The sequence below is a fragment of the Streptomyces sp. NPDC051740 genome, from assembly GCF_044453165.1.
Taxonomy (GTDB): Bacteria; Actinomycetota; Actinomycetes; order Streptomycetales; family Streptomycetaceae; genus Streptomyces; species Streptomyces atrovirens.
This window is the reverse complement of sequence record NZ_JBITCL010000029.1, coordinates 12,936-35,451: the sequence shown is the minus strand read 5'-3', so window position 1 is coordinate 35,451 and position 22,516 is coordinate 12,936. Positions and strand designations below refer to the sequence as shown.

At 70.6% G+C, this 22,516-nt stretch carries 19 protein-coding genes, 5 pseudogenes and 1 riboswitch; of the genes and pseudogenes, 12 read left to right on the top strand and 12 right to left on the bottom strand.

Annotated elements, in window-relative coordinates; all coding sequences use genetic code 11:
* Positions 1 to 67: 67 nt before the first annotated feature.
* Together ACIA6T_RS32170 and ACIA6T_RS32165 are read right to left on the bottom strand one after the other, a co-directional pair.
* Complete coding sequence (locus ACIA6T_RS32170; RefSeq protein ID WP_399450049.1) at positions 68 to 697, bottom strand: MBL fold metallo-hydrolase; 630 nt, start codon at positions 695 to 697, stop codon at positions 68 to 70.
* Positions 694 to 1,779: an S-(hydroxymethyl)mycothiol dehydrogenase gene (locus tag ACIA6T_RS32165; protein ID WP_399450048.1), complete on the bottom strand. Its 1,086-nt coding sequence runs from the start codon at positions 1,777 to 1,779 to the stop codon at positions 694 to 696. Before ACIA6T_RS32165 ends, ACIA6T_RS32170 begins: the two co-directional genes overlap by 4 nt.
* Before the next feature lie 153 nt (positions 1,780 to 1,932).
* Between ACIA6T_RS32165 and ACIA6T_RS32160 the strand changes: the two genes are divergently transcribed.
* Together ACIA6T_RS32160 and ACIA6T_RS32155 are read left to right on the top strand one after the other, a co-directional pair.
* Entirely contained in the window at positions 1,933 to 3,222 is a 1,290-nt protein-coding gene (locus ACIA6T_RS32160) for a LuxR C-terminal-related transcriptional regulator (RefSeq protein WP_399450047.1), read from the top strand.
* Positions 3,223 to 3,820: 598 nt separating this feature from the next.
* Positions 3,821 to 4,777 (top strand): hypothetical protein, encoded by a 957-nt coding sequence (locus ACIA6T_RS32155; protein WP_399450046.1) that lies wholly within the window; start codon positions 3,821 to 3,823, stop codon positions 4,775 to 4,777.
* 138 nt (positions 4,778 to 4,915) lie between these two features.
* On the opposite strand, the gene ACIA6T_RS32150 is transcribed toward ACIA6T_RS32155, so the two are convergent.
* Together ACIA6T_RS32150 and uppS are read right to left on the bottom strand one after the other, a co-directional pair.
* A complete protein-coding gene (locus ACIA6T_RS32150; protein ID WP_399450045.1) occupies positions 4,916 to 6,265 on the bottom strand; it encodes an oxygenase MpaB family protein in 1,350 nt (449 codons plus the stop codon).
* Positions 6,266 to 6,411: 146 nt separating this feature from the next.
* The gene (gene uppS / locus ACIA6T_RS32145) at positions 6,412 to 7,125 is read right to left on the bottom strand and encodes a polyprenyl diphosphate synthase (protein WP_399450089.1); all 714 of its coding nucleotides are present in this window, start codon (positions 7,123 to 7,125) and stop codon (positions 6,412 to 6,414) included.
* Positions 7,126 to 7,670: 545 nt separating this feature from the next.
* Here uppS and ACIA6T_RS32140 point away from each other — a divergent pair.
* On the top strand, positions 7,671 to 8,864 hold the full coding sequence (locus ACIA6T_RS32140) for a Cmx/CmrA family chloramphenicol efflux MFS transporter (RefSeq protein WP_399450044.1): 1,194 nt from the start codon (positions 7,671 to 7,673) through the stop codon (positions 8,862 to 8,864).
* Positions 8,865 to 8,965: 101 nt separating this feature from the next.
* On the opposite strand, the gene ACIA6T_RS32135 is transcribed toward ACIA6T_RS32140, so the two are convergent.
* The 3 genes and pseudogenes from ACIA6T_RS32135 to ACIA6T_RS32125 form a co-directional block, all read right to left on the bottom strand.
* Positions 8,966 to 9,325, bottom strand: a complete 360-nt coding sequence (locus ACIA6T_RS32135; RefSeq protein ID WP_399450043.1) for a DoxX family protein — start codon at positions 9,323 to 9,325, stop codon at positions 8,966 to 8,968.
* A 269-nt stretch (positions 9,326 to 9,594) separates the two neighbouring features.
* Positions 9,595 to 10,345, bottom strand: a pseudogene (locus ACIA6T_RS32130) (TSUP family transporter); the annotation flags it as partial.
* 391 nt (positions 10,346 to 10,736) lie between these two features.
* Positions 10,737 to 10,826 (bottom strand): annotated as a pseudogene (locus ACIA6T_RS32125) (cation transporter); the annotation flags it as partial.
* Positions 10,827 to 10,853: 27 nt separating this feature from the next.
* A riboswitch (cobalamin riboswitch) is annotated at positions 10,854 to 11,030 on the top strand.
* A 54-nt stretch (positions 11,031 to 11,084) separates the two neighbouring features.
* On the opposite strand from ACIA6T_RS32125, the gene ACIA6T_RS32120 reads away from it, so the two are divergent.
* From ACIA6T_RS32120 to ACIA6T_RS32095, 6 genes and pseudogenes are all read left to right on the top strand, one after another.
* Positions 11,085 to 12,137, top strand: coding sequence for an ABC transporter substrate-binding protein (locus tag ACIA6T_RS32120; RefSeq protein ID WP_399450042.1), 1,053 nt, complete (start codon positions 11,085 to 11,087; stop codon positions 12,135 to 12,137).
* Positions 12,134 to 13,147 carry a FecCD family ABC transporter permease gene (locus ACIA6T_RS32115; RefSeq protein WP_399450041.1) on the top strand — a complete coding sequence of 338 codons (1,014 nt, stop codon included), beginning with the start codon at positions 12,134 to 12,136 and terminating at the stop codon, positions 13,145 to 13,147. The genes ACIA6T_RS32120 and ACIA6T_RS32115 overlap by 4 nt, the downstream gene beginning before the upstream one ends.
* Positions 13,144 to 13,965 (top strand): ABC transporter ATP-binding protein, encoded by an 822-nt coding sequence (locus ACIA6T_RS32110; protein WP_399450040.1) that lies wholly within the window; start codon positions 13,144 to 13,146, stop codon positions 13,963 to 13,965. Before ACIA6T_RS32115 ends, ACIA6T_RS32110 begins: the two co-directional genes overlap by 4 nt.
* Positions 13,966 to 13,993: 28 nt before the next feature.
* A pseudogene (locus ACIA6T_RS32105) lies at positions 13,994 to 14,257 on the top strand ((2Fe-2S) ferredoxin domain-containing protein); the annotation flags it as partial.
* A gap of 251 nt (positions 14,258 to 14,508) precedes the next feature.
* Positions 14,509 to 14,901: a beta/gamma crystallin domain-containing protein gene (locus ACIA6T_RS32100; protein WP_399450039.1), complete on the top strand. Its 393-nt coding sequence runs from the start codon at positions 14,509 to 14,511 to the stop codon at positions 14,899 to 14,901.
* A gap of 499 nt (positions 14,902 to 15,400) precedes the next feature.
* Positions 15,401 to 15,787 (top strand): annotated as a pseudogene (locus ACIA6T_RS32095) (transposase); the annotation flags it as partial.
* 15 nt (positions 15,788 to 15,802) lie between these two features.
* Here ACIA6T_RS32095 and ACIA6T_RS32090 read toward each other — a convergent pair.
* A pseudogene (locus ACIA6T_RS32090) lies at positions 15,803 to 16,349 on the bottom strand (winged helix-turn-helix domain-containing protein).
* Between the two features lie 513 nt (positions 16,350 to 16,862).
* On the opposite strand from ACIA6T_RS32090, the gene ACIA6T_RS32085 reads away from it, so the two are divergent.
* On the top strand, positions 16,863 to 18,518 hold the full coding sequence (locus ACIA6T_RS32085) for a multicopper oxidase family protein (RefSeq protein WP_399450038.1): 1,656 nt from the start codon (positions 16,863 to 16,865) through the stop codon (positions 18,516 to 18,518).
* A 120-nt stretch (positions 18,519 to 18,638) separates the two neighbouring features.
* Positions 18,639 to 18,830, top strand: a complete 192-nt coding sequence (locus ACIA6T_RS32080; protein WP_399450036.1) for a hypothetical protein — start codon at positions 18,639 to 18,641, stop codon at positions 18,828 to 18,830.
* 132 nt (positions 18,831 to 18,962) lie between these two features.
* On the opposite strand, the gene ACIA6T_RS32075 is transcribed toward ACIA6T_RS32080, so the two are convergent.
* A complete protein-coding gene (locus ACIA6T_RS32075; protein ID WP_399450035.1) occupies positions 18,963 to 19,178 on the bottom strand; it encodes a hypothetical protein in 216 nt (71 codons plus the stop codon).
* 562 nt (positions 19,179 to 19,740) lie between these two features.
* Here ACIA6T_RS32075 and ACIA6T_RS32070 point away from each other — a divergent pair.
* Entirely contained in the window at positions 19,741 to 20,157 is a 417-nt protein-coding gene (locus tag ACIA6T_RS32070; protein WP_399450034.1) for a transposase, read from the top strand.
* Here the strand turns inward: ACIA6T_RS32070 and ACIA6T_RS32065 are convergent.
* From ACIA6T_RS32065 to ACIA6T_RS32055, 3 genes are all read right to left on the bottom strand, one after another.
* A complete protein-coding gene (locus ACIA6T_RS32065) occupies positions 20,072 to 21,157 on the bottom strand; it encodes a PQQ-binding-like beta-propeller repeat protein (protein WP_399450033.1) in 1,086 nt (361 codons plus the stop codon). The genes ACIA6T_RS32070 and ACIA6T_RS32065 overlap by 86 nt on opposite strands.
* 324 nt (positions 21,158 to 21,481) lie before the next feature.
* Positions 21,482 to 21,718: a helix-turn-helix domain-containing protein gene (locus ACIA6T_RS32060; RefSeq protein ID WP_399450088.1), complete on the bottom strand. Its 237-nt coding sequence runs from the start codon at positions 21,716 to 21,718 to the stop codon at positions 21,482 to 21,484.
* Positions 21,619 to 22,473, bottom strand: a complete 855-nt coding sequence (locus ACIA6T_RS32055) for a hypothetical protein (RefSeq protein WP_399450032.1) — start codon at positions 22,471 to 22,473, stop codon at positions 21,619 to 21,621. The genes ACIA6T_RS32060 and ACIA6T_RS32055 overlap by 100 nt, the downstream gene beginning before the upstream one ends.
* Positions 22,474 to 22,516: the final 43 nt, after the last annotated feature.

Genomic DNA, 22,516 nt, shown 5'->3' with positions numbered 1-22,516 from the left:
CCGTGCGGGCCGGGAAGCGGGCGAAGGCGACGACAGCGCCTTCCCCGCTTCCCGGCCCGGAGCCGGCTCAGTATCCGCGTGCGATCCATTCGGCCAGGTGCGGTGCCTCGGCGCCGATCGTGGTGCCGTCGCCGTGTCCGGTGTGGACGCGGGTGTCCTCGGGCAGCGTGAACAGCCTGTCGCGAAGGGACCCGATGATGGTCGGGAAGTCGGAGAACGAACGGCCGGTGGCTCCGGGACCGCCCGAGAACAGTGTGTCCCCGGTGAACAGCACCTTGGCTTCGGGCAGGTGCAGGCAGACGGATCCGGGGGAGTGTCCCGGGGTGTGGATCACCTCGAGCGCGGTGCCGGCCACGTCAACGCGTTGCGTGTCGCTCGCGTGCCCGAATGCCCGGCCCGGGTGGGTCATCTCCCACAGTTCCCGGTCGCCGGGGTGCAGCAGGACCGGTGCCTGGAGCTCATGGGACAGCTGCGGCGCGACGGTGACGTGGTCGTTGTGGCCGTGTGTGCACACGATGGCCACGACGTTGCGTTCCCCTACCGCCTTGATGATCGTCTGCTCGTCGTGTGCCGCGTCGACGACCACGACCTCGTGGTCGTCCCCGACGAGCCAGACGTTGTTGTCGACCTCCCAGGTGCCGCCGTCGAGGGCGAAGACACCGGAGGTGGCCACGTGCTCGACACGCAGACCGCTCACAGGATTACCACCGAACGCAGCACCTCGCCGGCGTGCATGGTGTCAAAGGCATTCTCGACCTCTCCGAGCGCGATGCGCTCCGAGACGAACCTCTCCAGCGGCAACCTGCCCTGCAGGTACAGGTCCACGAGCATCGGGAAGTCCCGCTCCGGGAGGCAGTCGCCGTACCAGGACGACTTCAGCGCACCGCCGCGGGAGAAGAAGTCGAGCAGCGGCATGTCCAGTTTCATGTCCGGCGTGGGCACGCCCACCAGCACGACGGTGCCCGCAAGGTCCCGTGCGTAGAACGCCTGCTTCCACGTCTCGGGCCGGCCGACCGCGTCGATGACGACGTCGGCGCCGAAGCCGCCCGTCAGCTCGGCGATCGCAGCGACGACGTCGGTCTCCTTGGCGTTGACCGTGTGCGTGGCGCCCAGATCGACCGCCCAGGCCAGCTTCTTCTCGTCCCGGTCCACCGCGATGATCTTCGAGGCGCCCGCCAGCCGCGCCCCGGCGACGGCCGCGTCGCCCACGCCGCCACAGCCGATGACCGCCACCGAGTCCCCGCGGCTCACCCCGCCGGTGTTGACGGCGGCGCCCAGACCGGCCATGACACCGCAGCCGAGCAGACCCGCGACGGCGGGGTCCGCGGACGGGTCCACTTTGGTGCACTGTCCGGCATGCACCAGGGTCTTGTCCGCGAAAGCGCCGATGCCGAGCGCCGGGGTGAGTTCCGTCCCGTCGGTCAGGGTCATCTTCTGGCTCGCGTTGAACGTGTCGAAGCAGTACTGGGGGCGCCCGCGCTTGCAGGCCCGGCACCGCCCGCACACGGCACGCCAGTTCAGGACGACGAAGTCGCCGGGCCTGACCGACTCGACACCTTCGCCGACGCTCTCCACGGTGCCGGCGGCCTCGTGGCCGAGGAGGAACGGGAACTCGTCGTTGATACCGCCTTCGCGGTAGGTCAGATCCGTGTGGCACACGCCGCACGCGGCGATCGCGACGACGACCTCACCCGGTCCCGGATCCGGGACCACGATGTCGGTGAGCTCGACCGGAGCTCCCTTGGAACGGGCAATCACACCGCGGACCTGCTGTGGCATCTGAGCTGCATCCCTCATCAGTCGGTAACGACGCACGCGCGCTGACGCGTGCACTCCGCGACGTTAGCTCCGCGGCGACTGCGGGCGACCTGTGCGACGGACCAGTGAAACCTCGACTTCCGGCCAGGTGGTGGACCGGCTAGGGTGCCGGGAATGCTCGACATCAAGACACCACAAGAAGCGGATCTTCTCGTGCTGCGAGAGGTCATCGAGGGGCCCCTGCACGAGATCGCGCCCAGGTTCTCCCGCTTTCTGTCGGACCGGTGGCCGCACACCGCGCTCGTCGTCTTCACCAGAGAGTGCACCGGCAGACCGCGAAAGGTCGCCGGCGCGGCCGAAATGGTCAACAAGGTCACGATCGACGAACTCGAGCAGCTGAAGGCCCTCGTCGAGCCCGGCCGGTCCCGGAGCACCACGGCGGTGATCGGCGGGGTCGCCCGCACCGTCTGGGCCGTCCGCGACCCGGTGGACACGCTGCTCGTCCTCGTGCCGCGCGCCTCCCGCAAGCACCTCCCGCACCCCGTGGCCCTGTCGGCCTTCTTCGGGATCGTCGCGACCTCGATCAGGCAGCAGGTCGCGCAGGCGAGCCCGGACTACCTTGCCGAGTCACGCGCGGCCTCCAGCGAGCGGGCCCGCACCATCACCGAGATGGCGGCGGCGCAGGAGAGCGCCCTGGTCGCCATCCTGAACACGCTGCGCGCCACCGCGCTCGACGACCGCCATGCCCGCCTGGCCGCGACCGAGTCCGCTTCCGTCGCGTTGGTGGCGTTGCGCTCCGCACAGAAGTCCGACCTCGCCCTGACCGACGAGCCGGCCCCGGCCGCATTCACGAAGCTGCGCAGGGACGTTCGGCACCTGCTCGAGCATCACCGGACGCGCGTCGAATTCGTGCCGCCGGCCAGAGCGACGCCGCCGTTGCCGGGAGAAGTCGCCCACGCCGCCCGTGCGATGACACGGTCCGCAGTGCTGGCCTTCACCGCGCAACCGTGTCCGCCGCGCCTGCGCGTCGCCTGGACCTGTGACGGCACGTCGCTGAAGATCGACGTGCGGGAGCAGGAATCCGGGCACGTGGACGTGCACACGCTGGCACGCCAGCTCGACGGCCGCGCACGCGCGCTCGGCGCCACGGTCGACCTCGACGCCGTGTCGGGCTGGGGGAGCCGGGCCGCGATCACCCTCCCTCTCGACCCGCCGGCCCCGCGACCCGGTGAGGCGAGACTGTCGAGCCTCAACCCGCGGGAACGGGCGGTCCTGCAGCTCCTCGCGCAAGGCAAACGGAACAAGGCCATCGCGGACGCACTCGGGGTCACCGAGAGCACCGTCAAGTTCCATGTCACCGGCGTGCTGAAGAAACTCGAGGTCAGCTCACGGGGCGAAGCGGCGGCACTCGCCCTGAACGGGTACGGGCGACGCCCCGTGGCCGAGACCGCGAGGGGGGAATGAGCGTGCCGTCCCGGCCCCGGACGTCCGCGCAGGCGGCTTTCGAACCGCCTCCGGCCGGACATCCGTGGGCGTGCTGCCGAGGACAGTGTCCCCGAGAGCGCGTCCGCCAGGCCGTCGTACCCTCGTGTCCGGCAGCCGGAAGGCGTCCGACGTGACGGGTCCGCCCGCAATGGCCCTGCGCGGGCCGGTGACAGGCCAGCCGACCGGCCGCAAGGGTTCGGGCACGGAAACCGTCCGGTCCGCCGCATCGAGGACCTCCATGAGGGACGCCCCGAGAGTGCCCTCACGGAGAAGCTCTTCAACGGAATGAAGTCGCTCCTCCGGGACAAGGCGGCAATCCGCGGTTCCAGCCCGGTGTCCTTCGGCTGCCGCCGCAGACCGGTCACCTCGTTCCGCAGAGAGACACCGGACCGCATCGGGGTGCCGCAGCGCTGCCGCGCCTCGACGGATGGCTTCCGGCGGGGTGCCCTCCCGTGGCCGGGGCCGGCACCCTTCTTCGTCCTGCGCGAGAAACGTGAGAAAGCGGTTCCGCGGACGCCGCGGGTCTGTGCCCGGCTGACGGGCCACGCGGGCCGCATCGCGCAGTCTCCGTAGTCCCGTGATCGCAACCGCGGTGCTGCGCCACGACCGCACACCACGCGCCGTCCTCGACCGGCTGCTCGTGGACCGCGACCGCGACGCGCTGTGCGTCCTGGCCGCCCGGTCCCGCTGGGTGGAGCGCAGTGGCGCGGTGGAGCGTCTCGTCGACCTCGACGACCCCGAGGTCGACCTCGCCCCGCTGCGGCACTGGAGCCCCCGGCCCGCCGTCCACCGGATCGTGACCCGGTCCCGGCCCGGCACCGGGCGGCCGTCCCTGGGGGCCCGGGTGCCGGCCGACCGGCGTGCCGAGGGCGCCCCGCCGCCGGCCGGCGGTCTGATGTGGCTGTGCTCCACCGAACCCGACCTTGTGGAGGAGCTTCTGGCGAGAGAGGGCTCGCGGCTCGGCCTCGGACATCAACGGCTCGGCTGCCCGAGGCTGTTCGAGCACGGCGGCGCCGGCCGGCTGGCGCGGCTCGCGGGACGGGACGTGCTGGGGTGCTCCGCCACCACCGTATGCGCGAAGGCCCTGGCGTCCGCCGACCCCGTCGCCGTCCTGCGTGCCCGGCTCGACCGCGAACTGGCGCCGGAGAAACTCATCCGGAAGCTGCGGCGCACCCGGCACGCCCCGCACGCACGTCATCTCGTCGAGTCCCTCCCGCCGGGCGAGAGTGTGGACTGGGCCGCCCTCGAAGCAGCCCATGCCGAGGAGCCCCTCCCGTACTGGCGGGACATCGTCCGCCTGGACGGCGTTCCCGAGGACGTACGGCTGCTCACCTGCCTCGGCGCCGCCGCCCGCCGCACGGACGCCCCACCCCGGGCCGCCGAAGCCCGCGCCCTCCTGACGGACCTCGTGCGCACCGGACTCGGCACCGGCCCGGCGGCCTGGCGCCGGGCCGCCGAGCGGCTGACCGGCCTCGACCCCGAGTGGAATGCGCTCTCGACCGTGGAGGCGCTGCTCACCGGCAGCGCGTGCTGACCGATCACACCGGGCTGCCGGGCGTCCACCGTCCGGGGACGACAGCCGACCGAGGACGATCGGGTCCGACGCCCGCCCCGCCGCGCCGCACCGGCGGCCCTGCCCGTACCGGGAGGCGGCGTCTTCGGCCGCGGGCGGTCATGCTTCGGCGAGGAGGGGGTCGTAGGGGGTGGTGCGCCGGCGTGCGGACATGAAGGACAGGAAGTCGTTGATGAAGGCGCTGCGGCCGTACGTCTCGTCGGCACTGGTGATGTCGCGGTGGAAAGCGGTCCGGAACAGGGCCCGGTACTCGTCGGCGTCGATGCTCTGGTCACCGTTCTTGTCGGTCACGTCGAAGAGGACTTCGGCGACCCTGATCAGCGCGGGACCGGCGAGCGACGGGACGGCGGCGGCGTACTCGCGGGCGCTGACGCGGCCGTCGCCGTCGGTGTCGAGGGCCGTCTGCAGTTCGCGCCACCAGTCGGCGTAGGCGTTGTAGAGCCGGGTCTCCTCGGGCTCGTCCAGGTCGAGCCGGCTGGCGAGCTCGCGGGCCATGGCGGCGAGGTCGGGCCAGTCCAGGTATCCGTCGCCGGTCTGGTCGAGGACGTCGGTGAAGAACTCCTCCGCGCTGCGCCGCGCCGTGGTGGCCGCGGCGGGTTCCGGTTCCGGGGGGAGCGGGGCGATGAGGCGCATGAGGGCGCCGGCCTGCTTCATCCGGTCCCGCAGGGCGGCGATCGTCCTCGCGCGGGGATCGTCGCTGTCGGGGGAGAGCGACAGCAGTTCGGCGATGCTTTCGGCCTGGATCCACCCTTCGGGCAGGAAACGGGCCAGACCGGCCGCCAGGTACGCACCCTGCATCAGGGGCTGGACTCCCACGATCTCGGGCAGACCGGCTCGCCGCCGGAACGGCTCCGGCAGGGACGCCACGGTGATCGCCCCGATGAGAGGGCCGGCGACGGCCCGGCCGGTCGCCCACAGGGCGGGAAAGCCGTTCAGTACGGGTGGCGCGGGGAGGTGGTCGAAGAGCTTGTACAGGATGATCCGCATCGCCTCGGTGTTCTCCAGCTCCTCTGCGACCACCCGGTCGTAGTAGGGCCAGAACTCGTCCAGGGTGGGCGGAAGATGGCCGGCTTCGTCGCCCATCGCGGCCAGGAAGGCCTGGAACTCGGTGTACAGCCGCTCCATGGTCTTCTGTTCGAGGGGCTGTCCGCTGAGCCGGCACATGGTGACGGCGCTTTCGAACATGGTCGCCACCACCCAGGCACGCACACCCGGGTCCATCGCGTCGTAGGGCCGGTCTCGTGCGTCGGTGCCGTGCAGCCGTGCGTGCATGCGGTTGAGCCGGGTCGCCTCCCTCTGCCGTACGTGGTCGTCGGCACCGAACATCCGCCGCAGGCTCATGAAGGTGTTGCTCAGTCGCCGCCAGGGATGGACGACGAAGGTGGAGTTCTCGATCAGGGCGGCGCCGATCTGCGGGTGCGCGGCTTCGAGCACGGTTGCCCGAATCATGGCCAACGCCCAGCGCGGGTCGTTGAAGAGCGTGTGGAACTGTGAGCCAGGACCGAACAGGGGCTCTCCTCCGAAGTCGCGATCCCCAGTTCCGTGGCCCCCTGTGCCGGCACCAGCGGTGGGGGACTGGGGGCTGTCTGCGGTCGTCACGATCGGCTTTCTCCGTTCTGGTTCGGCAGTACGCCGCCGAAGCGGCGCTCGCGCTGCCGGTAGGCGTGCAGGCACTCGAAGAAGTCGGACGCGCGGAAGTCGGGCCACAGCGCCGGCGGGAAGACCCATTCGGCGTAGGCGACCTGCCAGAGCATGAAGTTGGAGATGCGCTGTTCACCGGAGGTGCGGATGACCAGGTCGACATCGGGGGTGTCGGGAAAGGGCAGATGAGCGGCGAAGCTCTCCTCCGTTACGGCCTCGGGCGGCACGCCGCTGCGGATCAGCGACCGTGCGGCCTCCACGATGTCCCTGCGGCCGCCGTGATCGAAGGCGACGGTCAGCGTCATCTGCCGGTTCCGGCCGGTCAGCGTCGTCAGGTCGGCGATGTCCCGGGCCAGTCCGGGAGGGATGCGGGGATCGGTCATGCCGAGGAAGCGGCAGCGGACGCCCCGCGCGTGCAGCAACGGGGCGTGCTTGCGTACCACCCGGCGCACCAGGTGCATGAGGAATTCGATCTCGGCGTCCGGGCGGCGCCAGTTCTCGGTGGAGAACGCGAACAGACTCAGCCAGCCCACTCCGGCCGCCCGCGCCGCCTCGATGACGTCGATCACCGTTGCCTCCGCGGCACGGTGACCGGAGGTTCGTGGGAGCGATCGCTCTGCTGCCCACCGGCCGTTTCCGTCCATCACACACGCGACGTGACGCGGCACCTCACGCGGCCCCGGCGGCGCCGTGCCCTCGGCGGCGGCAGGACGGGAAGCGGGTCGTTCGGTCGTGGACTGCTCCGCTGTCACGCCCGCCCCTCTCAGCGACCCACACGGATGCCGTCGCGCGGTGGAGGAGGCGTCGTCCAGTGACGCCGCCACCGTCTTACGGTCATCAACGGCAGACTGACAGCATTCGACGCCGCGCAGTCCGCACATCCCATGAATTCACCCTTGGTGCGTATGTGCGGGTCGGAACGGTGAAGGCGCCGGCGCGCGGCAAAGCGGGTGCGGGAGACGACGCCGGTGGCATGGGCCGATCCCGGTGAAACCAAGGTGCCTCGACGGGCACCGGTCGGATAGTGTGCGGGCCATGTCGAGTCCTGAGTCGGACAAGGTGGGGGCTTTCGGTCACGCCGTCAGCCCCCTGAACCACTGAGCTCGTAGCCCTGCCGTCGCGCCGCGCTCCGCGGTGGGACGAGTGTGCGCTCGGGGCTGACCGCGGTGACGAGATGACCTTCTCGTGCTTCTCCTCACCCCGGAGCCACTCGATGCCCTTCCCGCTGTACCTGCTCGCCCTGGCGGTCTTCGCCATGGGCACCTCGGAGTTCATGCTCGCCGGCCTGGTGCCGGACATCGCCTCAGGTCTCGACATCACCGTCGGGACAGCGGGCACGCTCACCCCGGCCTTCGCGGTCGGCATGGCCGTCGGCGCCCCCCTGGTGGCCGCGCTTGCCCGCAACTGGCCCAGACGCTCCAGCCTTCTCGGTTTCATCCTCGTTTTCGCGGCAGCTCACGCCGTGGGCGCCGTCACCACGAGCTTCCCGGTCCTGTTCGCCACCCGGGTCGTCGCCGCGCTCGCGAACGCAGCGTTCCTCGCGGTCGCTCTGACGGCTGCCGCCACGCTGGTCCCGCCCGACAGGAAGGGACGTGCGCTGGCCGTGCTGCTGTCGGGCACGACGACGGCCACGATCGCCGGTGTCCCCGGTGGGTCGCTACTCGGCACGCTGCTCGGCTGGCGGGCCACGTTCTGGGCTGTCGCCGCTCTCTGCCTGCCCGCGGCTCTCGGCATCCTGAGGGGGATCCCGGCAGGACGTGTGAAGGAAGAGGCGACCGGCGGGCCGGCCCTGCGAACGGAGCTCGCCCAGCTCGCCAGGCCGCGGCTGCTCCTGGTGATGCTGCTCGGCGCGCTGGTGAACGCGGCGACCTTCGCGAGCCTCACCTTCCTCGCCCCCGTGGTGACCGACACCGCCGGGCTGGGCGAGCTGTGGATCTCTGTCGCTCTGGTGTCCTTCGGCGCCGGTTCCTTCGTGGGTGTCACCGTTGCCGGACGGCTGTCCGACGAGCGCCCCGCCCTGGTCCTCGCAGTCGGCGGTCCGCTGCTGCTCCTCGGCTGGCCGGTGCTGGCCGTACTGGCCGACGAGCCGGTCGCCCTGCTCGCCCTCGTCCTCGTCCAGGGCGCGCTGTCGTTCGCGCTGGGCAGCACGCTGATCACACGGGTCCTCTACGAGGCGGCAGGAGCCCCCACCATGGCCGGCTCCTACGCGACCGCCGCCCTCAACGCCGGCGCCGCCGTCGGCCCCCTCATCGCCGCGGCCACCCTCAACACCACGGCCGGGAACCTCGGGCCACTGTGGGCGAGCGGGATCCTGGTCGCTGTCGCGCTGCTCATCGCGTTCCCCCTCCGCACCACCGTCGCGGCCGGCCGAGGCGCCGAGGCCGGCGCCCTCCACGTCGGCACCTGAACCCGTGAAGAGGAACGGGCCCGGACGGTCGCGCTCCGGAACGTCCACCGCAACCACCGCCGGCCCCGCACCGCCGCATGGACGTCACCGACGTCGCTCGATCACAGCCCGGTGGCCGCCCAGGTGGTCACGGCGGCGGTGACGACGAGTCCGACGTCGAGTGCGTTCCTGCGGTCCTCGCCGGCCAGGTGGACGGCGATCGCACCGATCCGCAGGAGGACGAAGCAGAGGGCCGCGGCCGACGCCGGCCAGGGCGCGGTACCCGTCAGCGGGGGCAGGACCAGGCCGGTCGCGCCGAGTACTTCGACCGTCCCCAGCGTCCTGAGGGCGGGCGAGGACACGTGGTCGACCCAGGCCGTCATCGGTCGGAGCTGATCGCGGCTGCGGACCGTCTTCGGCGTGCCCGCGTAGAGGTGGAAGAGAGCGAGGGGTCCCGCGACGATCCAATAGGCGATGCTCATGATTCCCGTTCACGGGCCACCGCTTCGTGGGCCCGTAGCCGGGTCCGACGTGCCGCCCCAGCGGTTCACAGAGAACCTCGGCTCTTCCTCGTCCGTCATGGCGCCAGGATACGGAGGTTGCCGTGAGCCGGCGCGATGATTGTGCGGTCGGGGGCGCGGACGGCACCCGGCGCCATGCCCGGACGTTTGGATGGGGAAGTTGATGCTGCTGATGGGGAATCACATGACGTCCCACAGAGGACGTCCGCGATGGTGTCGTCGATCTCGATGCCGGCCGTGAAGACGGGTGTGCCGAGGAGCAGGCGCAGCGCGGTCTCGGGCAGGCGGGGCCGGAGGTGGGTGCCGAGATAGCCGCCGACCAGGCCGCCGAGCCCGCAGGCGAGGCCGGGCGGCGAGTGGGGGCGACGTCGCCGGAGCCGAGCAGCGACAGCAGCGCGTAGGCGGCCCCGACGAGTGAGGTGGTGAACGTGGCGGCGAGAGCGGCTGGTGCGATGCGGGCCATGGGCACGCCGCGGGCGGCGAGGATCGGCCCGGGCAGGGAGCCGCCGCCGATGCCGTAGACCCCGCCGATGATCCCGACCGCGAGGGCGAGCGCGGTGGGCGCGGCCGGGGACGGCTCCGCTTTGGCGGCCGGCCGGCGTGTGGCCGCGGTGAGGGTGCCGGTGCACAGCCATGGGCGGAGCGGCAGCAGCAGGGCGGCGGTCAGCAGCCGGGAGACGCCGGGGCCGGGGAGGGCGAGGACGCGGATCGCGGTGCCGAGGACGACGCCGGGCAGGGTTCCGGCGGCCTGGCGCCGGGCCAGGCCGTCGCGCAGAGCGCTGTCGTGGCGGTACCGCCACAGGGCGCCCGGCCCGGCCACCATGTTGAACAGCGGATTCGTCGACGTGATCGCCGGATTAGGCACGGCGAAGACGCTCAGGTGAACCGGAAGGAGGAACACGGCCCCGACACCCCGACCGGCGCGGTCACCATCGCGGTCGGCAGGCAGGCCGACAAGCCCGCCCACACCGTCCACTCCACCCGGCCCCCGTTGTGTTTTCTGCGGTCCCGCAACGGGGCCGCTGGCCTCCGGGCCCGGCATGATTGTGTCCTCCTGTCGAACGGATGACCTGGGGGGTGGTGTCACCGGGCCCGGGAGGTGCCGTCGGAGACGCTGATCAGAGGTCCGGCCACCGCCCGGTCCGGCGCAACGCCGGGCAGTTCGCGGGCGGCAGGTCTGCATAACGTGGATGCGCGAGCACGACACCCGAGCCGAGGCCGGCACCGCCAACACCCCCCGCGCTCCGACCGCTGCCCGGCCAGTATCAGCGGGGCGAGCGAGCGAAGGGCGGGCCCGTGACGGAATGTTCACGAACAGCAGGAACAGCCGGGCGGGCCGCCGTGCCCGTCGGCCTCCGCAGCCACGGCCGGGGCCGGGGCCGATCAGAGCGGTGGAGGACGCGAGGGTACCGGCGGTCAGGGCGACGATCGCCTCGATGACGTTGTAGGTGATCGTGACCGAGCGCACGAGCTGACCGTACGACGGACTTGATAGTCTCCATGGGCCAGTCGAGCCACACCCGAGGCCAGGGAATCCGGTGCGAATCCGGAACTGACGCGCAGCGGTGAGGGGGACGGGCGGGGCACGACGCCACTGGGAGACCGGGAAGGCGCTCCGGCCGGACGAACCCGAGTCCGAAGACCTGCTGGCACCTTCGCGCCCCGGCGCGGAGGGACGTCCGTAGGCCAGGCTCCGCGTACGAGCCCCGACCCCGGAGGCATGCCCGTGCTCCGTACCCCCGCCCTTCTCCGCACCGCGGCGCTCCTCCTCGCGTCCGCCCTGCCGCTCACCGCCTGCGGCTCCTCCGGCGACGATGACGCGAAGCCCGAGGAGACCTCCGTCGCCGGCTACCCGGTGACGTTGGACAACTGCGGTGACGAGGTCACCCTGAAGTCGGTGCCGAAGCGGGCCGTCTCCCTCAATCAGGGCACCACGGAGATTCTGCTCTCCCTGGGACTCGCCGACCGCATGGCCGGTACGGCGACCTGGACCGACCCGGTGATGAAGGGGCTGGAGAAGGCCAACGCGTCCGTGCCGCGTCTCGCCGACAACAACCCCTCCTTCGAGAAGGTCCTGGGCGCCGAACCCGACCTCGTCACCGCCTCGTTCGTCTCCACCCTCGGCAAGGGCGGGGTCGCCACCCGCGAGCAGTTCGAGGAGTTGGGCGTGCCCACGTACGTCTCGCCGTCCGATTGCTCCGAGGGCAAGGACAATGACAGCGGCGGTGACGGATCGCGCAGCGAACCGCTCACCCTCGACGCCGTCTACGGCGAGATACGCGACTTGGCCCGCGCGTTCGGCGTGGAGGAGCGCGGCGAGAAGCTCGTCGCCTCGCTGAAGAACCGGGTGAGCACGGCCACCGCCGGACTGCACGCATCCGACGTCTCCCTCATGTACTGGTTCGCCAACTCCCAGTCGCCCTACCTCGCCGGCTGCTGTGGCGCGCCCGGCGCCATCACCCGCGCCGTCGGTGCCGAGAACGCCTTCGCGGACACCCACGACGAATGGCCCCAGATCAACTGGGAGACCGTCGCCGACCGTGACCCCGACGTCATCGTGATCGGCGACCTGACCCGCAAGCAGCAGACCGCCGAGACCGCCGCGGCCAAGATACGCTTCCTGGAGACCAACCCCGCCACCCGCAATCTGGCCGCCGTGAGGAAGAAGCGGTACGTCCTGTTGAGCGGGCAGGCGATGAACCCGTCCATCCGCACCATCGAGGGCATCGAGAAGGTCGCGGCCGGTCTGCGCGGCTTCGGGCTCGCCGAGTGAGCGTCCGCACCCTGCTGCCGCCGGCCGGCGGACTGGCCGCGCTGCTCGCGTCGATCGCCGTGGCCGTGACGATCGGCCCCGCCGACATCTCCACCGGTGACGTCTGGGCGTCCGTCGCGGCCCATCTCGGCCTCGGCGAGAGCACGCCGGCACCGCTGCGGGACGGCATCGTATGGAACCTGCGCATGCCCCGCACCCTCCTCGCCGCCGTGTGCGGCGCCGGGCTCGCGGTGTGCGGGGCGGTGATGCAGTCGCTGCTGCGTAATCCGCTGGCCGATCCCTTCGTCCTCGGGGTGTCCTCAGGCGCTTCGACGGGTGCGGTCGCCGTGGTCGTGCTGGGGGTGGGCGGCGGGGTGGTGTCCCTGTCGGCGGGTGCCTTCCTCGGGGCGCTGCTCTCCTTCGCGCTTGTGCTGCTGCTCAGCCACACCCTCGGCGGCAGCACCGACCGGGTCGTCCTGTCCGGGGTCGCGGCCATGCAGCTGTTCTCGGCGCTGACCTCCTTCATCGTCCTCACCTCGGCGGACGCGGAGACCACCCGGGGCGTGCTGTTCTGGCTGCTCGGCTCGCTCACAGGCGCCGACTGGGGACAGGTGCTGCTCTGCACCGCCGTCCTGACGGTGGTCCTCGTCGTCTGCCTCGGGTACGCGAGCACGCTGGACGCCTTCGCGTTCGGTGACGAGGCCGCCGCCGGACTCGGGGTCCGGGTCGCCCGCACCCGCCTGGTCCTGCTCTGCGCCACCGCACTGCTCACCGCCGCGCTGGTCAGCTGTGCCGGTGCGATCGGCTTCGTCGGCCTGGTCCTCCCGCACGCCACCCGTGCCCTCACCGGCGCGGGCCACGTCCGCCTGCTGCCGGTCACGGCGCTGACCGGGGCCGTCTTCCTGGTGTGGGTGGACACCCTCGCCCGTACCGTCCTCGATCCCCAGGAGGTTCCCGTGGGCGTGGTGACGTCCCTCATCGGCGTACCGGCGTTCGTGGCCGTACTCCACCGCGGACGGAGAAGGACGTGACCGGCCTGGACGCGGACCGCGTCGTACGGCGCCTCGCCGACCGGCTCGTCGTCGACGGCGTCACCCTCACCCTGCGCCCCGGCGAGACCGTCGGCCTACTCGGCCCCAACGGCTCGGGAAAGTCCACGCTGTTGAGGCTGATGGCAGGGGTCCTCGCACCCACCGCCGGAGTCGTGACGCTGGACGGGCGCCCGCTCGCCGAGGTCGGCCGCCGCGCCACCGCCCGCCGGATCGCCACCGTCGAGCAGCACGCCCACACCCAGACCGAACTGACCGTCCGGGACGTCGTCGCCCTCGGCCGCATCCCGCACCGCCGCGCCTGGTCGCCGCCGACGGCGGCCGACGCGGAAGCCGTTGCCGAGGCTCTGCGGCGCACCGGACTGACCGACCGGGCCGACCAGTCCTGGCACACCCTCTCCGGTGGCGAACGCCAACGCGCCCAGATCGCCCGCGCCCTCGCCCAGGAACCCCGCGAACTCCTCCTCGACGAACCCACCAACCACCTCGACATCCAGCACCAGCTCGACCTGCTGGACCTCGTGGCGAGCCTGCCCGTCACCACGGTGATCGCCCTGCACGACCTCAACCTCGCCGCGATGTACTGCGACCGCCTGCTCGTCCTGCACGACGGCTGCACCGTCGCGGAGGGCACCCCGGCCGAGGTCCTCACTCCCGCTCTCATCGAACAGGTCTACGGCGTTCGCGCCGAGGTCACCCATGTCCCCGACCGCCCCGTGATCCGTTTCCTGCGGCCGGCGGTCCGGGATGGACATCCCCCGAAAAGGAAGGTGACGAGCGACGCCTCGACAGCGCCCTGAAGCAGCGGGCACGAAGCACACCACCGCCGAACCGGTCCCATGCCGCGCCGTCGTCTGCCGGGGCTGCCGCTGCGGAACCCCGAAAGTCGCCGGCGTGGACCACGAACGACAACTCGCGCGCCTGGCCGAGGAGGTACTCGTACGCGTCTCGGACCGCCTCGACGTGTGCGAACACGCCAACGTGATCGTCGTCCAGCCCTCCGCTGCCGCACGGGCTGCCGGCACTCGTCCGGTCCGGCTCGCTCTCCTCAACGAATTTGACGCCGCCGAGGACATCGCCGCCTGGGTACAGACTGCCGCGACCCGATGCGTACGCCGGTAAACGCCCCCGAGCGCGCTTCACCGCGGCTACGTGAAGGAGCAGGGGCCTGTCCCCCGTGGGAGCTACGCCCGGGTTGGCTCTGTGCGGTGACGACTGCGATCCGCGGTCTCCGTAGCGTTCCACCTGGGCCGCAGTGCTCGTGCCGGGCCGGTGGTGAAGAGATCCGACAAGTCCACATGATCATTTTGACTCTTGTTCCACGGAACATGAGGGGAGCAACCATGAAGCAGGTAGCCAAGAGGGTTCTCGTCGCAGCGGTGACCACTGCCGGCTTGACGTTCGCGATTCCGGCGGCCCCCGCCTCCGCGGCCAACGTGACTTCTTGCGGAGACCCCACCCTCCCCCCGCGGACCGACCTCGCATGGGTGGAAACGAGCACCGGCAATCGCATGTGTTTCGCCAACGCCGGCAGCTTGAGGGTGTCCTTCAACGACGTCAGACATTTCCACTCGGGCAACAACACCGTCAGGTTCAGTTACATCATCGAGGAGAACAACTACGCCACCGAGCGCACCTTGAGCAAATGGCAGGACTACACCATCGACTGGGGTCTCCACGCCCGCGTGTACAACGTGCTTATCTGTGGAGGTCCCGTGGAGTGCCCGGTTAAATAAGCCGGGGTCCGGCGAGAGTCGCCTCGGAGCTGTCCCGTAATCCCACGAGGCTGAGGAACATGCTGCGTCAGGGGCGGTGCCGATCAGCGACCGTGAATGCCGTCCGCCAGCCGTGCTGGTGCAACGGCTCTCCCACTTCGGTCTCCGTGACCACGGGCGGAGGATCTCACGCGGAAGCCGTCCGGGCGATCGAGATACGTTCCGCCAGAGGCCGCGGGCCCTGGAGCATGATCAAAGCGAGACGATTTCGCCGTGGCTGGTGGGACCACGGCGTCGGAACCCTCCTGGACAGCCCGGTTCACCGGGCTGGGCCCACGACGGCTCACGAAGCCCGTGACCGCGGACACGAAGGCCTGGCGGGACTCCGGTCCGGCCGAGCACTGCGGGGGTGTGACGGTCCTCGGCGACGGCGCCTGCATCAACGCCGGTCCGATCGTCCCGCGCCGCAAGCGCCCCGGACGGCCGCTGCTGAAGGGCGAGGAAGAGGACAACGCCGCCCAAGCCTCAGGACCTCACCAACTGGATCACTCGTCACCCCGGACGTCTACGAGCCGAGGAGGAACGACAACTCGACGACGTCCTCTCCCGCTGCCCCGAACTGGCCGCACTGCGCACCCACGTCCATACCCTCGTCCGCATGATCTGCGACCGCGCCGGCACCGACCTCCCCGCCTGGATCTGCGCGGCCCGTGCCGACGACCTGCCCCAGCCGCACGTTTTCGCCGACGGACTCGAACGCGACTGGGATGCTGTCCTGGCCGGCCTCACCCTGCCCTGGAGCAGCGGTCCGGTCGAAGGTCACGTCAACCGGATCAAGATGCTCAAGCGACAGATGTATGGACGGGCCTCGCTTCCACTCCTACGCGAACGAGTCCTTCTCGCATGACTCTCCGTCACTGCTTCACGGAAATCTTGGCAGAGCCCATCGAGAAGCCGGCTTCGTCCTCGAAGACGAGCCAGCCGCCGAGCGCCGCCGCGGTCCTTTTGCCTGCGGCCAGGTCTCCTTCACCCAGCCGGCGACCGTGTCCTCGTCGCGTTCCAGCGCCCTTCGGGCCGGAACCCGGTGGCTCCACCCGTGGCGCCGGAGCATCCGCGCGATGGCCGAGAGCGTGAGGGTCCGGTGGAAGCGGCGTCCGATCAGTGGCTTGATCCTGGCCAGGGTCCAGGTCTGGTCCGGCCGGCCCCTTGGCCAGTTCCTGCTCCAGAACCGCGAACAGGGCCTCGTTCGGCTTGGGGCGGGCGGCCGATCCCTTGGAGTGCAGGGTCTGTCGGCCGCCTTCCTGCCAGGAACGGCGCCGGCGCCGCACCGAGCGCACACTGGCCCGCAGCTCCTTCGCCACCGTCGCGTTGTCCCGTCCCCCGGCGAACATCTCGGCCGCCTCCATACGGACGCGTTCGCGAAACGCCCGCCGCTCGGCGGTCAGGCCGCCGCCTTGCGGATACCTCATACTTCCGGCGTACCGCGACAACCGTCACTTGTCAGCCTCGCGACATCACACCGACAAGCTCAGTAGCGGGCACCCTCGAGGCGTTGACGTGCGCGCACGGTGCTGCCCCCGCATTCCGGCCGGGCCTGCCGCCCTGTTCCTTGGGGCGGGCTGATCGCATGACCGTGTCGATGCTGTCGATATATCCCGAATGTATACCCGGCGGGGGTAGTGTGCTCACATGGTGACTGACCCGAGGGCCGGATGCGGGCGCGGCCTGCGCGGACGGCAGGTGCCGTCCGGTGCCCTGCCGTTCGGGATATCCGCACGGCCGCACTGAGCTGCGCTCCGGACACCGGCGAGGGACGCTCGCCGATCTCCGCAACAGTCGGTTCCGCCGCCCACCGGATGTGCTCCCCGCCCCGTCGGTGCCTCGTGAGGAAGAGCGCCTCCGGCCGTCTGGTCCTGTCCGGGCGGTGGTGGCAGACCCACGCCTTCACCTGCCTTCTCCCGACCAGCGAGGTACACCCAGTCATGCGCACGGACCGCACCAGTCAGACCTCCCCCACACGTCGCGCCGTACTCGGCGCCGGTATCGCGGCCGCGGGTTCCGGGCTGCTCGCCGCCTGCTCCCATGCCGGCTCGCGCGACGGCGGCCGCCCGGGCGCGCCCGCGCCGGCCGGATCCGCTCCGAACGGCAGAGAGGCCGGCGGGGCACATCCGACCCCCGCCGAACCGCTCCGTAAGCACACATTGAGGGCCACCCCGTCGCCGGTCGAGTTGGGCGCCGGACGTACCTTCAGGTCGTGGACGTACGAGGGGTTGCTGCCGGGCCGGGAGGTGCGGGTCACCGCAGGTGACACTGTGGCGTTGACGCTGGCCAACCACCTGCCGGAGGCGACGACCGTGCACTGGCACGGTATTGCGCTGCACAACGACATGGACGGTGTGCCCGGTGTGACGCAGCGGCCGGTCGAACCCGGTGAGACGTTCGACTACCGCTTCACCGCCACGCATCCCGGCACCTACTGGTTCCACCCCCACATGGGGGTGCAGGTCGACCGTGGCCTGTACGCGCCACTCATCGTCGACGACCCGAAGGAGCCACTCAAGTACGACCACGAGTGGATTGTCCTGCTGGACGACTGGATCGACGGAGTGGACGGCTCCACCCCCGACGACGTTCTCTACCAGCTCCGTAAGGGCAAGCCCCCGGTGGGGCACGGCAACAGGCCGGAGGGCCCCGTGGGGGCCGGTGGCGGGGCGTTGGCGGACGCCGCGTCCGGGGGAGTGGACGACGGGAAGGGCTCCGGACGGGCGCCCTCGCCGTCGCCGTACCGGCGGAAAGGGCCGAAGCGACTGATGGCGGGAGCCACCAGCAAGCTGCTCGGCGGTCACGCGGGACACATCGCCTACCCCTACTACCTGATCAACGGGCGCACAGCGGACGACCCCACGCAGTTCACGGCCAAGCCCGGCGACCGGATCAGGCTGCGCATCATCAACGCCGGCGGGGAGTCGGCCTTCCGGGTGGCGCTCGGCGGACACCGGATGACCGTCACCCACAGCGACGGCTTTCCCGTGCAGCCGTACAAGACGGACGCGCTGGTCATCGGCATGGCCGAGCGGTACGACGTGCTGATCACCGCGCAGTCGGGTGTCTTCCCGCTTGTCGCGCTCGCCGAGGGGAAGGGGGGCCGGGCCATGGCCGTCCTGCGTACGGGCGCCGGAGCGGTCCCCAAGCCGTCCGCGCACCCTGCGGAGCTGGACCGTGAGGTGCTGGTGTCCGCCCGCCGGCTCGGGCCGGACGAGTCGGTGGCGATGCCCCGCCGCAGGTACGACCGGCTGCTCCGGGTCAAGCTGACCGGTGGCATGAAGGAGTACGACTGGGGAATCGACCACGAGCCCTACAACCCGGACACGCTCCACAAGGTCGAACGGGGCGAGCGGGTGCGGCTGGTGGTCATCAACGCCACCCACATGTGGCACCCCGTGCATCTGCACGGCCACACGTTCTCCCTCGCCGGCGTGGACTCGAACGGTGCCCGCAAGGACACGTCGATCGTGCTGCCGCACAACAAGCTGGTGGCGGACTTCGACGCGGACAACCCCGGACTGTGGATGCTGCACTGCCACAACATCTACCACTCGGAGTCCGGGATGATGACGACCCTTGCATACCAGGGGTAAGGCGTCCCTGTTCGAGCGGCGAGGTGATGTCCGGAGCCCGGTCACGCTGACCGCGGGCCCTCCACCTTGAATCGTGGACCCCTCGATACTGGATCTTGAGTCCAGGGAGAGGAGTCCCGAGTGGGGACCTACAGGTACTCGGCGGAGTTCCGGGCGGACGCGGTGGCTCTGGCCCGTTCGTCGGGCCGGCCCGACTCACGCATCGCCGCCGAAGCAACCGTGTACGCCCAACTGCTCCAGACCGTGAGCCGCGGAGACAACCTCACCCTTGAAGGCCCGCTCCGGGGGGCCGAAGAACTTCGCCGCCGCTGATCCACCGCATCCGACGTGCCATTCGGCGCATGTGCCGGAGTGCTGCAACGACGAAGCCTCCGGGGCCCGACCGGCCCTGGAGGCTTGTCCCTTGCTCCGCAGCCCCGTTCAACGAACGGGGCTCTGCCGGTGTCACGCCACGGCGGCCTGCTTCGCCATCGCCGCGAGCGGAGAGCTCCGGCCTTCCTCCACCGCACGCAACCGATCCCAGTCGACCTCCGAGCGCGCGGCGACCACCGCGTCGACGGACGCCGTGGCGTGGAGTGCCACGTCGACGGCCCCGGCCCGGCTCGTACCGAAGCGGACCTCGATCGACTGCGGCGAGCGGATCCAACCGAGCTGCATCATCCAGTCGAACCCAACCCTGCACACACCGAGTCGCGCGGCGGCCTGCTCCGGTCCCAGCAGAGTGCCGGCGGCTGGGCCGTCTCTTTTGGATCTTGCCTGACCCACGTTGTCCGGCGTCGCACCTCGAGGCGTTGTCGCGGGACCGGGTACGCCCAGTACACGTAAGCCGCTCCGCCTTGCGACGCACGGCACCAAACGACGCGGGCTTGACCTGCACGACTCGATGCCGGGCTGCGTGTCTCGTGGGCCCGTGGATCATTGATCACAATCTGAAGCCACGCACCGCACTCGGGGCCCTCGCCCTCGCGACCATCCCCTGCTCCTGGCGACTCCTGCCCAAGCCGCCGGACCTGAAGCCCCGGTGTCCCCAGTGGTGCCCCGGCGGCTCGTGACGGAGGCCTAGTGGGCCCCGGTCTCAGCGAGCTCGTCGCGATCGCAGAAGGCATTCTGCGGAAGTACGGCTGAGTACGCCGACGGCCGGTAGTGGTAGCAGGCACGCATCCGCCCGTCAGCCAGCACGCCTGAGCCGCCTCCTTCGGCTCATCTGATCGTTGGCCAATGTGTGTCGTTGACTGATGTCCAGTGGGCGAGGACCGAGCCGCTGCTGCCGGACCGGACTCCGGAGCGGGGTGGGCGGTGGCGTGATCACCGGCAGGTGATCGACGCGATCGCGTTCAAGTACCGCACCGGGAAGCCGTGGACGGACCTGCCCGGGCACTTCGGCTCGTGGAAAGCGCCCACAACCGGCTGCGGAGATGGGACGCCGACGGGACCTGGGAGAAGGTCTTCATCGCCCTGCTTGCCCGACGCCCGCCATCAAGCAGTCAGGAAATCTTGTTCCGGACGCCGTACCGCCCGCACCTGCACCTTTTCTCCACTCAGCCACCCGGGGTTCAGCCTGCCGTTCGGCGTACGGACGTCGGGGGTTCGCCCTCGTAGCTGTCGTCGTCCTCCTGGAAGAGGCCCACGTAGGCGTTGACCATGTCCGGGACGTCGGGCAGGTGACCGGTTCTGTCCTTGCCGGTGCGTGCGTCCAGCATCAGGGGGCCGTCCTCGGTGTCGGCGTAGACGATGCCGTGCCAGGCGGTGGAGATGGGGGGCGCGAAGCGGTCGTCCGTGGGGAGTTCCCAGAGCACCTTGCCGGACGTCGCGTCCAGGGCGAACGAAGCACGTTGGCCGTACTCCTGCTTGAAGCAGACGGCGGTGGACTTGTCGTCGTAGACACAGCGGTCCGGCACCGGGAAGTACTCGGGTGTGGCCACCTGCCGGCCGTCCGCGAGGTTCACGAGCCTGCCGCCGTCGTCGTGCGCCACGTCCACACCGTGCGTGACCAGGAGACGGTGCGGTCCGGCCTGGGCCACATTCAGGTTCTCCTCGGGTTCGCCGAAGGTCCAGGCACGTCTGCCGTCGCTCACGCGGAGTCCGTACAGCCGCTCTTCCCTCCAGGTGCTGCTCTCGGTCAGGGCGACGATTCCCTCGCCGACGGCGGCGACATCCTGCGCTTCTCCGTCCGTCTTCCAGACGGTTTTCCGCGTGGTGAGGTTCACCGCCCATATGCCCGATCCGGCGTCGATGATCGCGATACCGTCGTCCGCGCCGATGACCGAACCGCCGTGGGCCTCGGAGAATCCGGGTTCCACGTCGGCGATCTCGGAACTCCATATGGGTTTATGGGTGCGAGCGTCCACCACGAGCATTTCGACCGCGTCCTGGTCGGTGTGGGTTCCGCTGCCGGGTGTGGAAACCGGCAGGAGTGCCACTGCGACCCGCTTGCCCTGCATTTCGGTAAGGACAGGGCGGTCGAAGAGCGGCGATATAGCGGGTTCCTGGCCCTTCGGCCGGATGACCGTGCTTTCCCCGGTTGCCAGGTCCAAGGCCGTAAGGTCGTTGGACCCGGTGATCCACGCGGTGGTGCCGTCCAGCGTCGCCCGGCTCAGGTCTCCCGGGAAATTTAGTTCCTGTCCGCTGAATTTCGTCACCGGGTCGTATGCGCGCGGCGGGACCGAGAGAGTCGTATGTGACGGTTTTGGTGAAGTGGCCTGTTCCGTAAGGCTGTTTTCTGCGGCTGCCGTGCACCCCAGGAGCAGAGTGAGTCCCACGGCCGTGCAGCCTACATCGACGGTCCGATTTCTCAGCCATGAGCGTCGCAATTTCGCCCCGATTCTCCGTGCGGGCAGGCGGACAGACAGGCAGCACCCCAGAGCTTCAGTCCCCCCACTGGAAGTCACCAGGGTGCCGCCGTCCCACTGTCCTCCGTACCGAGCGGATTGGTCGTCAGCTGCGAGCGCAGAGATCCTGCGCATTCAGCGCAGGCCGGCCCGGGCCTCGCTCGGTGAAACCCCGTACGCCCTGCGGAAGGCCCGGCTGAAGTCCGCGGGGCGCTGGAATCCCCAGCGCAGGGCGGTCTCGCTGATCGTGCGGTGACGCAGGCGGGGGTCGGTCAGATCAGCGTGGCAGTGCTCCAGGCGGCGGTGTCGAAGGGTGGCGGCGACGGACTCGGGCTCGTCCCGGAAGAGCTGGTGGAGGGTGCGTACGGAGATGTGGTGGTGGGCGGCGACGGCCGTCGGGTCCAGAACCGGGTCGGTGAGGTGGTGGTCGATGAAGGCGTTGATCCGGGTGAGGAGCGCCGCTCTGCGGGTCTCGGCGGGCAGCGAGTTCTGGTCGCCGTACCGCGCACCGCGAGGAGGGACCCGGCCAGGTCCACGCCGATGGTGCCGAGCCGGGCGAGCTCGGCGGGGCCCGAAGTTCGGGCGGCGGCAGGGAGGGAGGCCAGATACGGGCCCAGCAGGGCGCCGGAGCCGGAACCGTCGGGGAGCGGCTCGGCCAGCATACGGTCGGCGCGACCGTCGGGTAGCGGGAGGACAGCGCGGGGGAGCCGGAGGAGGGGCAGTCGGAGGGGACCGCTCTTGTCCAGGAAGTCACAGGCCGGCGGATGCGAGGTGGAGAACAGTGCCATGCCGCCGGGGCCGAGGCAGGCGACGCCGCGCTCCTGCTCCAACCGGGCCGCGCCCTCTCGGACCAGCACCAGGAAGTGATCCTCGGGGTCCTGACGGCGGATGTGGGCCGGGGAGCACCAGGCGACCATGGGGGAGAAGCCGAAGGCCGCGACCTGGCTGCACGGGAACCCGACGGACTCCACCCGGCCCTGGAAGCGGTGTGCGTGCGGACTCCGGATCGACACCGGCATGACCTCGCGGTCGACCATGTCGTGCCCCCAGTCGAAGCGGTCCGGCACCCCGATGTCGTCGGTGTCCACCGTCACCACCGGCCCTGCCATCTGCCTGAGACTCGGCATGTGACGAGTTTGCTCTGTGAGGGAGTTGGCTGGTAGCGGACGA

Bases quoted from the DNA above. Each gene is read 5' to 3' on its own strand.
- ACIA6T_RS32085 (WP_399450038.1), top strand. From the start codon at position 16,863: ATGCGCACGGACCGCACCAGTCAGACCTCCCCCACACGTCGCGCCGTA.
- ACIA6T_RS32100 (WP_399450039.1), top strand. From the start codon at position 14,509: ATGAAGCAGGTAGCCAAGAGGGTTCTCGTCGCAGCGGTGACCACTGCC.
- ACIA6T_RS32120 (WP_399450042.1), top strand. From the start codon at position 11,085: ATGCCCGTGCTCCGTACCCCCGCCCTTCTCCGCACCGCGGCGCTCCTC.
- ACIA6T_RS32165 (WP_399450048.1), bottom strand. From the start codon at position 1,779: ATGCCACAGCAGGTCCGCGGTGTGATTGCCCGTTCCAAGGGAGCTCCG.
- ACIA6T_RS32160 (WP_399450047.1), top strand. From the start codon at position 1,933: ATGCTCGACATCAAGACACCACAAGAAGCGGATCTTCTCGTGCTGCGA.
- ACIA6T_RS32140 (WP_399450044.1), top strand. From the start codon at position 7,671: ATGCCCTTCCCGCTGTACCTGCTCGCCCTGGCGGTCTTCGCCATGGGC.
- ACIA6T_RS32075 (WP_399450035.1), bottom strand. From the start codon at position 19,178: ATGATGCAGCTCGGTTGGATCCGCTCGCCGCAGTCGATCGAGGTCCGC.
- ACIA6T_RS32135 (WP_399450043.1), bottom strand. From the start codon at position 9,325: ATGAGCATCGCCTATTGGATCGTCGCGGGACCCCTCGCTCTCTTCCAC.
- ACIA6T_RS32150 (WP_399450045.1), bottom strand. From the start codon at position 6,265: ATGATTCGGGCAACCGTGCTCGAAGCCGCGCACCCGCAGATCGGCGCC.
- ACIA6T_RS32055 (WP_399450032.1), bottom strand. From the start codon at position 22,473: ATGCCGAGTCTCAGGCAGATGGCAGGGCCGGTGGTGACGGTGGACACC.